9 protein-coding genes are annotated in these 13847 nt (G+C 47.1%); 4 read left to right on the top strand and 5 right to left on the bottom strand.

What is annotated here, in order from left to right; genetic code table 11:
* Positions 1-301: 301 nt before the first annotated feature.
* On the top strand, positions 302-4855 hold the full coding sequence (locus ACZ5NB_RS02560; RefSeq protein ID WP_460231286.1) for an ATP-binding protein: 4554 nt from the start codon (positions 302-304) through the stop codon (positions 4853-4855).
* A gap of 137 nt (positions 4856-4992) precedes the next feature.
* On the opposite strand, the gene ACZ5NB_RS02555 is transcribed toward ACZ5NB_RS02560, so the two are convergent.
* Together ACZ5NB_RS02555 and ACZ5NB_RS02550 are read right to left on the bottom strand one after the other, a co-directional pair.
* Complete coding sequence (locus ACZ5NB_RS02555; protein ID WP_460231285.1) at positions 4993-6021, bottom strand: diguanylate cyclase; 1029 nt, start codon at positions 6019-6021, stop codon at positions 4993-4995.
* 101 nt (positions 6022-6122) lie between these two features.
* The gene (locus tag ACZ5NB_RS02550; protein WP_460231284.1) at positions 6123-6545 is read right to left on the bottom strand and encodes an EVE domain-containing protein; all 423 of its coding nucleotides are present in this window, start codon (positions 6543-6545) and stop codon (positions 6123-6125) included.
* Between the two features lie 494 nt (positions 6546-7039).
* On the opposite strand from ACZ5NB_RS02550, the gene ACZ5NB_RS02545 reads away from it, so the two are divergent.
* Together ACZ5NB_RS02545 and ACZ5NB_RS02540 are read left to right on the top strand one after the other, a co-directional pair.
* On the top strand, positions 7040-8674 hold the full coding sequence (locus tag ACZ5NB_RS02545; protein ID WP_460231283.1) for a hypothetical protein: 1635 nt from the start codon (positions 7040-7042) through the stop codon (positions 8672-8674).
* Positions 8675-8785: 111 nt separating this feature from the next.
* The gene (locus ACZ5NB_RS02540; RefSeq protein WP_460231282.1) at positions 8786-11482 is read left to right on the top strand and encodes a TonB-dependent receptor plug domain-containing protein; all 2697 of its coding nucleotides are present in this window, start codon (positions 8786-8788) and stop codon (positions 11480-11482) included.
* A gap of 68 nt (positions 11483-11550) precedes the next feature.
* Here the strand turns inward: ACZ5NB_RS02540 and ACZ5NB_RS02535 are convergent, their stop codons facing one another.
* The 3 genes from ACZ5NB_RS02535 to ACZ5NB_RS02525 are packed head-to-tail and all read right to left on the bottom strand — an operon-like array spanning position 11551 to position 13340.
* On the bottom strand, positions 11551-11991 hold the full coding sequence (locus tag ACZ5NB_RS02535; RefSeq protein ID WP_460231281.1) for a hotdog fold thioesterase: 441 nt from the start codon (positions 11989-11991) through the stop codon (positions 11551-11553).
* Between the two features lie 58 nt (positions 11992-12049).
* Positions 12050-12697 carry an MBL fold metallo-hydrolase gene (locus tag ACZ5NB_RS02530; RefSeq protein ID WP_460231280.1) on the bottom strand — a complete coding sequence of 216 codons (648 nt, stop codon included), beginning with the start codon at positions 12695-12697 and terminating at the stop codon, positions 12050-12052.
* A 31-nt stretch (positions 12698-12728) separates the two neighbouring features.
* A complete protein-coding gene (locus ACZ5NB_RS02525; RefSeq protein ID WP_460231279.1) occupies positions 12729-13340 on the bottom strand; it encodes a class I SAM-dependent methyltransferase in 612 nt (203 codons plus the stop codon).
* 55 nt (positions 13341-13395) lie between these two features.
* On the opposite strand from ACZ5NB_RS02525, the gene ACZ5NB_RS02520 reads away from it, so the two are divergent.
* Positions 13396-13818, top strand: a complete 423-nt coding sequence (locus tag ACZ5NB_RS02520) for an ion channel (protein WP_460231278.1) — start codon at positions 13396-13398, stop codon at positions 13816-13818.
* The last annotated feature ends 29 nt before the right edge of the window (positions 13819-13847 follow it).

Below are 13847 nucleotides of genomic sequence, written 5' to 3'. Positions count from 1 at the left end.
CACAATGCTCAAAATTCAATCGATATTATTGCGCTGTTAATCTGGCTTTCATCAGCAGGTTAACTGCCACAACTGTTGCAAATATGGAACAAAGCGTTCGTGACGGAATGGTACCACAACCCAGGAATATCGGGATAATGCTTAGACTACAGGCTACGTGGGCTTTGCAGACGACCTCTACACGGCCAATATTTGGGACAATCATCACATTTGAGATCCCTTCGAATAGGTCGAACAGCCACTTCAGCCACAGACATGCACCTTGACCCACCACATAAGTTCAAACGAGAGATAGCACCTTATGACGGCGAAACAAAAGATTGATCAGGCACCTAGCGTCGACACGCTGTTTATCCAAGCAGAAAACCTCGCATCTAACTTTTCACTGTTCCCGGATCAAAACCCGCTCTCCGCCGGTAAGCATCTCAAAGGGCTAATTGAGGAACGCCGCGTTAAAGCCCGCCTCAAACAGCTTGATAAACTCGATGTCGATGGCTACATCGCGGAAGTGGTTCAGCCAGCGCAACATACCAAGCGCCCAGGTGCCAAAGAAATCATCTCTCGCCTGAATGGCAAGATCATCACTAGCCAAGAAAAAGGCCCGTTCTATAGTGCTGAAATCGAGCTGCCCTTTAGCGATACCACCCGCCGTATCGGTATCGTCGCGCAGGAGCGTTCGTCAGCCAACGGCGCCTGGATGCCTGAACACCACCTCATGGCCAGCGAAACTATTCGCCGCTTCGCCGATATGTCATTACCCATTGTCTACTTTATTGACACGCCCGGGGCGGACGCTGGTGAGGCCGCCAACAGCAATAACCAAGCGCACAGCATCTCTCGAATGATTACCGAAAGCACCGATATCGATGTACCATCAGTCGGTATTGTCATAGGTGTCGGCTACTCGGGTGGTGCGATCCCTCTTGCCGCCGCAAATATTCTGCTTTCAGTTCGAGACGGTATTTTCAACACCATTCAACCGCAAGGCCTGCAAAGCATTGCCCGCAAGTTCAATCTTTCTTGGCAAGAATGCGCTAAGAGTGTTGGCGTCTCACCAGAAGAACTTCTGTCGCAGGGTTGTATCGATGGTGTCATTGATTATTCACCCATCGATACCGACGAACGTCAACACAACCTTCAACGTGCTATTGTTTCCAGTATTGAAGCGATTGAAAAAGCGGCGCTGGAATTTGTGCCGCAAGAGCCTGACTTGATCCAACATTACCAACGCACCCTGGATCGTTATCTAAACCCAACCGAATACCAGCAAGCACTTGAGCGTAACTCGCCCATGTTGCTAATGCGCAGCCCAACTGTACAGCCTAACTTGTTCGGCATGTGCTACCGCTATATGCGTTACCTGCGTTTGCGTGGCCGTATTCATTCGATTTCAGCAAACGAGTATGGTCGCCTATCAAAACTCACCTTACCCGAGGGTGATTTACATGCACGCCTTTCACAAGAGCAAGCAAAACAATTCACCAGCTGGCTAGAAAACCCAGACAAACTGGTTTATGACGATGTATTGGCAAAAGCGTGGAAAAACTTCTACTCGAAACGCGAAGATCAAGGTACCGAGCGCAATAAAGTCACTCGATTTTTGCTGGGTGAACCTAAAGAAAATTATGAAAAAGCGAAACAACGCCTACTGTTCAATCTGAGTTTCTCACTGTATAACCGCTGGAAGAGTGGTGCCACCCACAACCTTAGCGAACTAATCAAACTCTTAGATGACGAAATCAAAAACCCGTCAACAGAAAGCTGGCCAGCACTGAGTGACATGACAGTGCTTGACGCTGTACTCCACAAGGATCTGCGCAATCCATTTAAAGAAATGTGCGAGAACTTGTTAATCTTTGATGCGCTATACAACAATGTAGTTGCCGACCTGCCGTCTATTGCAAAAGAAGCCATGGACACTAAAGAGTTATCCAAAGATTCGGTAGGCAAACTTCTCAACACTTCACTAAGCGTCGCCCTCTGCGCTGGTCGCAACAACTGTGAAACCGCAGAAGGCAAAGCGTCTTTCGAAAGTTGGTTGCAGTACTTTGTTTCACAGCGCAACCGCGGTGAGCTGTTGGTCAAAGTGGAGGAATGGAAAGGCATTGGCTTCCCGCAAATGAACGATAGTTTATTTGTTATTCTCACCTATTTCTTCGAAAACCTATTACCTTCTTATTACAACAGCGAAAACGGTAGCGCTTTCAAAGGTGCCATCAACCCTGCTCGCATCGGTCGCAAGAAAGACTTCTGGAACCGTTTAATCATGGGTTACCGAGACCTCTTGATTCAACGCCTACTTAAGGAAGTAAAAAGTACAACGAAAATGTCACCTGATGACATCATCAATAAGTTCTTTAACAACTTTGTTGAACTTGATGCAGACAAAGCCAGCTCCAACCCCGTCAACTTCCCGGGATTCCGCCAAGCAATTGAAGGGGCTATTGAAAAAGGCATGCGTCCAAGCGGTCTTGTCACTGGCTTTGCTGATTACACAAAGGGCAAAGAAACTAAGCGCGTAGGTATTGCGGTATCCAACGTTGCTTTCCAAGCTGGCGCTTTCGATATGGCTAGCGCGGAAAAATTCTGCCACCTACTGGTTGAATGTGCGAAAAATAATTTGCCGGTTGTGTGCTTCATTAGCTCTGGCGGAATGCAAACTAAAGAAGGCGCTGCAGCACTATTCTCCATGTCAGCCGCGAACGATCGCTTGACTCGATTTGTTGTTGATAATGATTTACCGGTGGTCATTTTTGGTTACGGTGACTGTACCGGTGGAGCGCAAGCGAGCTTCGTTACTCACCCGTTAGTGCAAACATATTACTTCTCCGGTTGTAACATGCCCTTCGCTGGCCAAATGGTTGTACCTTCATATCTACCATCGACGTCAACGTTGTCGAATTACCTTTCTACTAATCCAGAATCAATGTCTGGTTTGGTTAAGCACCCGTTTGCCGATGATATCGACAGCAAGTTACGTGAGATCGACCCAAGCATGCCTGTGCCATCGCTAACGGTTGAAGAGATCATTGACAACACATTCACTAAAGCATTGCCAGAACAGATTCTTGATGCAGGTGATACTCAAAGTGATCCTCGCAAACTGTTGAAACCCGTCGATAAAGTCTTGGTGCACGCTCGCGGTTGTACAGCGGTGAAATTAATTCGCAAAGCACACGAGAGTGACATTAATGTCGTACTCGTTGCATCTGACCCAGATATGGCCGCAGTGCCCGCAAAAATGCTGAAAGAGAGCGACCGACTCGTCTGTTTAGGCGGCAACTCCTCTGACGAAAGTTACCTTAACGCCCATTCAATTTTGCGTGTCGCCGACTACGAAAAAGTTAACGCACTGCACCCCGGTATCGGTTTCTTATCGGAAAGCCCACAGTTTGCAAACTTGTGTGTTAGCCATGGCATCAACTTTGTTGGCCCAAGCTCTTACAGCATGATGACTATGGGTAACAAATCCAATGCGATTCAAACAGTTCAAGATTGTAACGTGCCTGTTGTACCCGGTAGCCACGGGATTTTGATTAGTGCCGAACAAGCAGCGGACATTGCAGCTAGCATTGGTTACCCCGTATTGCTAAAAGCGGTACACGGCGGAGGCGGTAAGGGCATTCAGGTGGTGCAGTCTCCCAGTGAAATGTTCCGCTTCTACAATATGATTAGTACCGAAGCACGTGCCGCATTCGGCAATGGTGATTTATACCTAGAGAAATTTGTCACTTCAATGCGTCACATCGAAGTGCAATTGCTGCGCGACTCACACGGCAATACCAAAGTCCTCGGCTTACGCGATTGCTCTGTACAGCGCAACAACCAAAAAGTTGTTGAGGAATCTGGCTCTACGATGTTGCCGGAAGAACTGAAACAAAAAGTCTTCGACTACACCAAAGATATCGCTAATAAAGTCGACTATATGGGTGCCGGCACGGTCGAGTTTATCTACGACCTGGCCAATAACGCTGTGTACTTCATGGAAATGAATACCCGCTTGCAAGTTGAGCATCCCGTTACCGAAGCCACGTCAGGCATTGACATTGTTAAAACGCAATTCGAAATTGCATCTGGCGGTAGTATTGAAACCCTTGAACCTGGCGATAGTGGCTACGCGATTGAAGTTCGCGTTACCGCGGAGAAAGTAGTGGTCGACAGTGATGGCATTATGCAGCTAGCGCCTAGCCCAGGAAAAATCGTTGAATGCGTGATGCCGGAGAGAGACGATGTAGAACTCATCTCAATGGCGGGCACCGACATTGAAATTTCACCTTTTTACGATAGCTTAATTGCACAAATTATTATGCGTGGTAAAGATCGTGAAGATGTCACTGACAAGCTACACGGCTATTTAGATAGCGTTGTCATTAAAGGTATTCCTACCAATATTCCATTGCTGAAGAAAATCCTTAAAGACGACACTTTCCGCGGTGGCGACTATGACACCGGTTACTTGCCCAAGTTTATGGCTACTCTCGATGCCGACGCGTTGATAGCGGAAATTGAAGAGGCAGCAAGTGCCGCAGGCAACACAATCGATACCGATTCAATTCGAGTTGATGATAGTGAAGAACTTAAAGTATTCGCGCAATCGTCAGGTATTTTCTATACCGCGTCTTCGCCTTCTGATCCAGATTTTGTGAAGCCAGGAGACATTGTATCCACCAGTGATACGCTTGCGTTGATGGAAGCGATGAAAATGTTCAGTCAAATCACGCTCGGCCAATACAACCGCAGCGGTGCTGAACTTTATCCGTCTAACAAAAAGTATCGCATTGAGCACATCAATGTGGCTAGTGGCCAACAAGTCGGCAGCGGCGACCTACTATTCATTGTTAGCGTGGTGGATTAATTCACAGCTTAACTTAGTTCTCACCATGAAAGGGGCATCAATCGATGCCCCTTTTTTATTCGCTGCTTTCCATTAGTTCGCGGGCTTCTAACTTACGCTTTCATTGTTCATGCAAGAACGCACAAACCAGAGAATTCTCAATTAGCCCCATCTTTTAGTGAGGCGTGTTTTATACACGCTGAGTCATCTGTGTTTTCATCAATGCATTCATCTTTGGTTATCACACGATTACGACCGTTGTGCTTAGCGCGATAAAGACGCCGATCGGCATCTTCAACAGATTTTCTCCAATCATCGCAATTACCCTCCGCGACACCAGCGCTAATAGTTAACACACTGTATGGACTGGCGTTGTGTTCAATGGCCGCTTTTTCGATGGCTGCACGAGACCGCTCAGCAATTTCTTTTGCACTTTGTAGATCAACTTTTGGCATTAGCAACACAAATTCTTCTCCACCATAACGGTATAGCCGATCACTATCTCGAATCTGGGTCTGAATAATCTCGACTACACGACGTAAAGCGTCATCACCTCGTTGATGCCCGTATTCATCGTTGTATCGCTTAAAGAAATCAATATCTAACAACGCGAGATGGTATTCCTCACCATATCGATTTGCAGTGGATTGCGTGTGGTTGAGATCGATCTCCATAGCGCGACGATTACCAATCTTCAGTAAGCCGTCTTCCATTGCAAGATCAAGCAGCTGGCGATTACTTTCTTCGAGCTGCTCCGTGCGTGATTTTACTTCGTCAGCTAAATTCGTTTCATAGTTTTGCAACGTGCTGAGGTAGGAATCCACCATGTCTGTTTGGGTAACAATACCGACTAACAGACCCACTTCATCGACAATCACTAAGTGTCGCAAACGTCGCGCGCGAGACAATTGCAATGCATGCAAAATAGAAGACTGCATATCAACACTCACAGCGGGGCTGGACATGATGTCTGACACCGACACGTCTTGGAAGCTATTTGGTGAGCGAGCAATAAGTCGAACGATATCGCGCTCGGTCACGATACCCTCTGGTCTGCGCCCATCGCCAACGACAACACAAGAGCGTTGCTCTTTGGCCATGACGCCCACTACCGCCGAGACTGACGTGTTTGGCGGAATGCATTCAGTATGCGGAGTCATAATGTTGGCAACGACGCGTTGCGGCATGGCTATCTTCACTCTTTATTGCGAACTTGCATTTTGTTAACGCTGGTTTCTTTCATTATAATACATCGCCAAACAGCTCTCACGGTGCTAGCGCTGCACGCCTAGCGTATCTTTTCCATCAATATACGCCAGAACGATGCCTCAATCGGCATCACTGAAAGCCGCGGTTGCCGAATTAAAGGCATCTCGCTCAGTCGAGCGTCAGACTTGATATCCGCCAGCGTTAGCGGCTCGGCAAGGCTTTTTATTGCCTTCAACGTCACGGCAACAAATTTGCCACTTTCATCAGTGGGGTCAGGATAGGCTTCAGCGATTACCTCGGTAATACCTACAATTTCCCGTCGCTTTCCCGAATGATAAAAGAGCACTCGATCACCACACTTCATCGCTTTCAGGTTATTGGCAGCCTGATGATTTCGAACACCGCTCCACACCTCACCCACGTCTCCCCTGTCCAATTGGTCTTGCCAAGACCACTCCTCAGGCTCGGATTTAACCAACCAATACTGTCTCTTTGACGGCATCACGCCCCTCTCAATTTAACCTAGTCGGCGACAAATCGCGCCTTGCTAATAAAGCGTGCTGCGAATGGCCCGCTTTACTAATAGATAGCAACTTTCAATATCAGTAGAAAGTGGCAGAGTTTTCGACTCAATTACATACAGAGGTTAGCTGTCCCGAATTAATTATGACGGCCTTCACTCTACAAACGAGTCACTACTTACCTGAAACCTCGCGCCAGAAGAGGTGTACACATTTCTGACATTTATATGAAACCTATTCGTAACATAGATGAAATCATAATGACACACGTTTCATCTAATTTCCCCCGCGACATCGACAAACCAACAGGGTTTCCATTCGTCCTACGGATGCGAGCATTCACCCAATCCCGGTAGGCCCAACCCTACCGACACAATTTTCGCTGTTAAGACGCTTCTCGCTATTCATCTCAACAGCCTCGAACGTCAGTCATTTTGTTTTACATATTACACAACCATAGGAGTGTATTTTCACAATGAACGCTAAAACTTTAATCAGCATGGGGACACTTGCCGCGGTATTGGCCGGCTGTGGTGGTAATGATGGCATCACCTTGGCGCCCTCAAACACTGCTATTAATTCAAACAACACGACCGGTGGTGGCTCAGTTTCGAACAACCCTTGCGCAAACTACCAGGTATCTGGCCAAACTTTCCAAGGCCAATTTGATGGCGACAACTGTATCTACGACGTTACTTTTGTCAGTGATACTCGCCCGCTCGTAGCAGACCTCAACATTCCCGCACTTTCAAATGACGGCGTTCATATTTTTGAAGACAGCCTTTGGGTCGGTGAAGATGTTAACGCGAGTGCCGCTGCTGCTGGTGTTTCAATTCCCCAAGATGGCGAAGGCCCAACCTTAACTGTCGCGCCGGGAGCAAAAATTGCTTTCTCGGCTCCGCAAGATTACGTTCGCATTGCTCGTGGCTCACGCATCATTGCCGAAGGAACTGAATCAAGCCCGATCATATTCAGCGCGACTGCAGACCTTATCGATGGCACTGCAACTGAATCAGACCGTGGGCTTTGGGGTGGTATCCAAATAAATGGTAACGGCCTAACTAACAAATGTACTGATGCAGAGCGTTTAGCTACGGGCTCTAATCCTCACAACTGCCATATCACATCTGAAGGCCGCCCAGCGACTTACGGTGGCAACAACAACGACGAGAATTCTGGTGTATTGAAATATGTTCAAATTCGTCACGCCGGTTACGAAGTTGTTGATGGCGACGAGCTAAACGGTTTAACACTAAACGCTATTGGTGCTGGCACCACAATTGAATTTGTTCAAACCTACACTACACAAGATGATGGTTTCGAAATGTTCGGTGGTGCAGTGAACATGAAAAATATCGTTGCGGTTAACGTAGGGGATGACTCAATCGACTACTCGGAAGGTTACACCGGTAACATTCAATTCGCTTTAGTTGTTCACACCTCTGGTGGTAACCGCTGTATTGAAGGTGACAACACCGGCGATAGCCGTCCAGACGACATTGCTCCTTACTCAAAATTACGCATCTCTAACATGACTTGCGTAACCTCGAACGTTGACGAAGGTGCAGGAACAGACCCAAGTGCTAAAGGCGACTCAGAAGGTCCTCTATTCCGCGAAGGTGTTTACTTCGAAATGTACAACTCTCTGATCACTTCAAATGAAGCGGTGATGACAAGTAACGAATGTTTCGAGCTTAGCAGCACGCAATCAATCGACGGCGTTGACACGTTTGCTTATTCAGTAGCGCTAGGCAACGTCATTGCGTGTACTGAAGCACTTAAAGGTGGCGCGGACGCAGTAACGCTTCGCAACTGGTGGGAAGCCGACAACGCGGTTGTTGACGACCCTCTAAACCTGCCTGCGTCAGTGATCGATGGATTAGACACCGACCCACGCTCATACATCACGGCAGCATCGCTAACAGACGCAAATGCAGCGCCTATCGCAGTGACTGTTTACGACGTCACTCAACTCGAAGACTCTTTTGACGCTCAAGCGATTCCTGCACTTGGCGGAAGTGGCTCAAGCTCGTTCTTCGAATCAGTCGACTTTGTAGGCGCGGTTAGCGCTGGGGATGACTGGGTTAGCGGGTGGACCACGGGTTTATAAGCAACGCCTTATCACTCCTTTTGGCGAGGCCTTACTGGCCTCGCCGCATTCATTTCCAATCAACAGAATTCATTTAAAAGTGTTTAACGTAATTATTGGCAGGTTAAGCCCATGAAAACCATTTTTTTAAAGCGCCATAAACTCGCTGTAGCTATTGCCGCTGCAAGTTCTATCTTGGGCGCACCGCTTGCGATTTCTCAAGAAGGTGAAGTTCTCACACCGCCACCACCTGCACCTGAGGCGCCAGTCATTGACGAACTTGTTGTTACCGCCCGCCTTCAAGATGCCGCCAGCCAAATCGCTTTGGAGCGATTTGAACAACCGTTTGCCGCAGAGATTTTAGGTGTTGATCAAATTGTTCGTGTCGGCGACTCGAATGTAGCCTCCGCTTTACGCCGCGTGACAGGTTTGACACTTGTCGATGGTAAGTTTGTCTATGTTCGCGGTTTAGGCGAACGCTACTCAAGTGCAACATTAAATGGTGCATGGGTGCCATCACCTGAATTATCACGTAACGTTATTCCTTTGGATGTTTTCCCAACGTCTATATTAAGTTCGGTTAAGGTTCACAAAGCCTACTCACCAGACCAGCCTGCATTATTTGGTGGTGGCGCTGTCGATATCCGCACCCGTGGCGTGCCTGATGGCCCAGTATTCAAAGTGTCTATTGGAACCGGTTGGGACTCAAACAGTGGAGACGATGGCATCGAAGTATACGGCGGCGACAGCAACGCTGTTCCATCGTCACTAAAAACAGCTATTAATACTTATCAAGGTGATCCAAGCTTTAACAGAATTCTATCTTTCATTAACGCAGATGGCGGTGTTTCGAGCACAGCTCAAAGAGCAGAAGCCGATCAGATTAACCGTCAAATCGCTATTGACTCTACCAACCGAAATCAAGATTTCGAAAATAGTTCGTTATCTCCGGACTTTGATGGCAGCATCGGTTTAGGAAACTCTTGGCTAATTGGGGACGACTGGGAAATCGGCGTACTTGCCAATTACGAGAACAAAACCAAGGTTCGAAACGAAGATCGAATTGAACGTAATTATCAATCGCCAGACCTAATATATACCAACATCCGCCAAACCAAAGAAAGCCAAGACACCAACTACGCAATTAACTTTGGTATTAACTACCTAGGAAAACATTCGATTGCAACCAACAGTTATCTTCTGAGAAATGAAGATGATCGCGCCTCTATCGCTGAGGGCTTCGATTCAAACTTTACCATTGCAGACGGATCACAACGCCTTACCTATAACGCCCGCTATGAAGAACGTGAACTATTGGTTAACCAGGCACTGGGTGAACACACAGTTGAAGATGGCGACTTTGGCTTCGCCTGGGTACCAGCGCCGTTTGATGCGGTTAACATTTCCTGGATCTATTCTCTTTCAGAAGCAAACACGATCAACCCCGGCGAAGCGACGTATCGTGCTGCAAACTATTTTGATCCTGTGACGCGCGTTAGTACCGGATCGTCCCTGCTTGGCACAACATCTGTTGCGCAATTTAATTACCTGGACCTCGAAGATGAAGTCGAAAGCTATGGGATGAAATTTGAGCTTCCCTTTACTACCGACAATACCTATGGAAGCTTGTACGTCGGCTGGCTTGATAGCAGCAAAAATCGCGATTATTCCGCTTATACTGCAAACATCAACGCCTCTGGCATGACCCGCGCGGATCTCGCAGGTACGCCAAACACGGTACTCTCCAATAGCAACTTGATGAATACATCGAATAACTTGTCATTCAATCTAGGCGGTGCATTTGGAACCGAAAGCTATGTTGCGGCCCAGATGAATGATGCTGTGTATGGTGGGTTTGATATCACATGGGACGAGACTTGGCGTTTAGCGGCAGGTGTCAGGTGGGAACAAGATCAATACGCGATCTTACCTTATGACAACCTTGATTTCTCAGGCACAAGTATCTTGCAATACTTCGAAGACCTGTTAGATCCCGGTCAAAACTTTGCGGGTGAGACTGACGACTACTACCCCACAATTGCGTTAACGTATATCGGCACAGGCCTCCTTGGAACCGAAACCTTCCAAATACGTACAAGTTATAGTGAAACCGTTGTTCGTCCTGACCTACGAGAGCGCGCACCGATTACCTACCTTGATCCAGACTTAGGTATTCGCGTACGCGGAAATTCAAATCTAGTCGATGCAACCATTTCGCACTTTGATCTCCGCACGGAGTTAATGTACGAAAATGGCAACAACTTAACAGCGTCACTTTTCTATAAGGACATCACCGATCCAATCGAGACTATTAACGAGTTCGCCTCTGAGACCATCGCTCAGACATTCGTCAATAGTACTGATGGTTATGTTTATGGTATTGAAATTGAAGGATTGGCCGAGTTAGGGGCTGGATTATTCTTAACCGGGAACGTAACTCTGAGCGATTCAGAAACCGACTTTAGCGGCTCTGAAGAAGCTCTCAACCAAACCAATCAACAACGACGCTTAACTGGGCACTCTAAGTATGTTGTTAACACACAGTTAGGCTACGATTCCGATGACGGAATTCACTCAGCATCGTTGGTTTACAACGTGTTTGGGGAAAGAATTTTTGCCGGTGGCTTAAGCCCCGACCCAGACCAGTACGAACAACCTTTCCACAGCCTAGACTTGGTTTACTTCATTTATCCAACAGAAAGTATTTCGGTTAAATTTAGTATCGAAAATATTTTAAATAGCGATCTAGAAGTTGATCAAGGCGGTGTTACTGTGATTGAAGAAGAACGAGGAACAAGCTTTGGTTTAGATTTCAAATACGACTTCTAAACTTATCCAGATTAAAAAGGGTTGCCATGAAAGTGGCAACCCTTTTTTATTGTTTCAAGATTTCAATATTAATCACTCACCCTTTGAATTCTCGCCATCGTTAAACGTGAAATACAACACAACTTATCGCGATCATCAAAAATTTTGATTTCCCATACTTGCGACGTTCGGCCAATGTAGTGAGGTGTTGCGACACTGGTTAACATTCCTTCCCGAACACCACGCAAATGATTGGCATTAATTTCCTGCCCTACGCAATAATGTTTGCTGGTATCAATTACCCAGTTGGCGGCAACGCTGCCAACGGTTTCCGCGAGACTCACGTAGGCACCACCGTGAACACGGCCGGTGGGTTGATGTATTTCAGGGCGGACTGGCATAGTCGCTTTCAAGTAATCTGGACCACTTTCAGTGAACATAATATCCAGATGTTCGCCTAAGTTACCCTGCATACTGGTATTTATTTTTTTTAAATCGGGTTCTGTAAACCAGATAGATTCTTTCGTCACATTACATCTCGTTATTTTATTCAGTCGCTATTACAGCCAGATCCAAGCAGTACGGTATTTATCGATAACGCGCATCAGCAACAAAAGGGTTGGTCGCGCGCTCTTGACCAAAGGTGGACATCGGTCCGTGGCCCGGCACAAATTGGACATCGTCACCCAACGGCCAAAGCTTTTCACGAATCGATGAAATTAGCGTGTCGTGATCACCACGCGGGAAATCGGTACGCCCAATAGAACCTTGAAAAAGCACATCACCGACAAACGCCACGCGCTCTTTTGCCGCAAACAATACAACATGACCCGGCGTATGCCCTGGAGTATGAATGACTTTTAATTCGACATTGCCCACTTTCACTTCATCACCATCATGTAGGTATTGTGTTGGCGTAAAGGTTTCGCAAGGAGGAAAACCAGATTTAGCGCAATGCTCGGGCAATAAATCCAACCAGAATTGATCCTCTTCTTGAGGACCAATAATCGGTACACCGTGGCGTTGCGCCAGTTCCGCTGTACCGGCTGCGTGATCAAGATGCCCGTGGGTGAGCAATATTTGTTTTAGCTGAAGATTGTGTTGCTTGAGAATGTTCTCGATTAAATGTAAATCACCACCCGGGTCGACGACAGCCGCCTCATTGGTTTCATCGCACCAAATGACACTGCAGTTTTGTTGATAAGGTGTAACGGGAACAATATTCGCCTTTAACATGATGCTTTGAAGACCTCTGGTGATTTTGTATTCAAAGGTTATTATCGCAGTTCGCAGAAATGATGTCTTCCCTAACCGCGTCAGTTCGAGTAAAGCGGTAAATGTCATATTGCAATGCATCTCCATCTTGAAAATAGGATTGGCACGCTAGTCGCGGATCAACATGTAGCAGCTCTTGAGGCTCTAGGATGAACCGTCGATTGAAGCCAGTCTGAAGGTGGTGATTAAGATTAAATGTTGTCACCACCAGCTCGCCATTCAGTGCCAATTGATCTGCACACCACCCATAGAGCGTATGTACCGCTTTATAGCGGCATAAACAAATCAAGTCGTATTGAGTTTTGCTTGCATCAGGCGCAGGGCGATTCAAATCACGTTCTAGATCCATCACTTCTGTATCCACCATCAAGCCTTCCGCTTGAGCAAACCTATTGAGCCGGACCAATGCTTCTTCCGAGAAATCAACACCTCGCACTTCCCACCCCATCCGCGCCGCCATCAATGCTACAGCTCCATCACCGCATGCTAGGTCCAACAACCGTCCGGGAGCCCGCGTCTGAAGCAGTTTGAGTACATGCTGGGGACAAGTGGGCGGCTGATCGGCCTGCTGCTTATATCGGCGCTGCCATTTCACTTGTGTCATAAAGCCTCTACACTAATAGATAATCTCTCTATTGATATTCTGCTTGATAACAAATATGACCATTATTTTCATTTTTTCGCTCGCGATCATAATGATTGCCGTCCTCATCCACTATGAGGTGCTTAGCTTGTTATCTCGAGCACTACCGCGCTTTAACTGCCAACGCCGCATTCTCGTTTTAATTGGCGTTATCGGTGCGCTGATTGCGCATGTATTGGAGGTCATTCTATTTGGCTTAACGTACTACGTGTTAATTCGTTGGTGGGATGTGGGCACACTGGCAGGAAATTTAGATGGGACTGTTTTTGACTGCGTATATTTCTCCTTTACTACCTTCACTACACTGGGTTTTGGCGACATTGAACCAGACGGCTACATCCGCATGCTAGTTGGATTAGAGGCTCTCACTGGGCTAGTGCTCATTACCTGGAGTGCCTCGTTTATGTTTATTGAAATGCAGAAGTTTTGGCAGCGCTAGCGCGGTATGCAGCCATGCAGCGCCACACC

It is taken from the genome of Aurantivibrio plasticivorans, from assembly GCF_055392955.1.
This window is presented reverse-complemented; position numbering and strand designations above follow the sequence as displayed.

What these genes read in the sequence shown, in the direction of transcription:
- ACZ5NB_RS02560 (WP_460231286.1), top strand. Translation starts at nt 302, where the DNA reads ATGACGGCGAAACAAAAGATTGATCAGGCACCTAGCGTCGACACGCTG.
- ACZ5NB_RS02555 (WP_460231285.1), bottom strand. Translation starts at nt 6,021, where the DNA reads ATGCCGCAACGCGTCGTTGCCAACATTATGACTCCGCATACTGAATGC.
- ACZ5NB_RS02550 (WP_460231284.1), bottom strand. Translation starts at nt 6,545, where the DNA reads ATGCCGTCAAAGAGACAGTATTGGTTGGTTAAATCCGAGCCTGAGGAG.
- ACZ5NB_RS02545 (WP_460231283.1), top strand. Translation starts at nt 7,040, where the DNA reads ATGAACGCTAAAACTTTAATCAGCATGGGGACACTTGCCGCGGTATTG.
- ACZ5NB_RS02540 (WP_460231282.1), top strand. Translation starts at nt 8,786, where the DNA reads ATGAAAACCATTTTTTTAAAGCGCCATAAACTCGCTGTAGCTATTGCC.
- ACZ5NB_RS02530 (WP_460231280.1), bottom strand. Translation starts at nt 12,697, where the DNA reads ATGTTAAAGGCGAATATTGTTCCCGTTACACCTTATCAACAAAACTGC.
- ACZ5NB_RS02525 (WP_460231279.1), bottom strand. Translation starts at nt 13,340, where the DNA reads ATGACACAAGTGAAATGGCAGCGCCGATATAAGCAGCAGGCCGATCAG.
- ACZ5NB_RS02520 (WP_460231278.1), top strand. Translation starts at nt 13,396, where the DNA reads ATGACCATTATTTTCATTTTTTCGCTCGCGATCATAATGATTGCCGTC.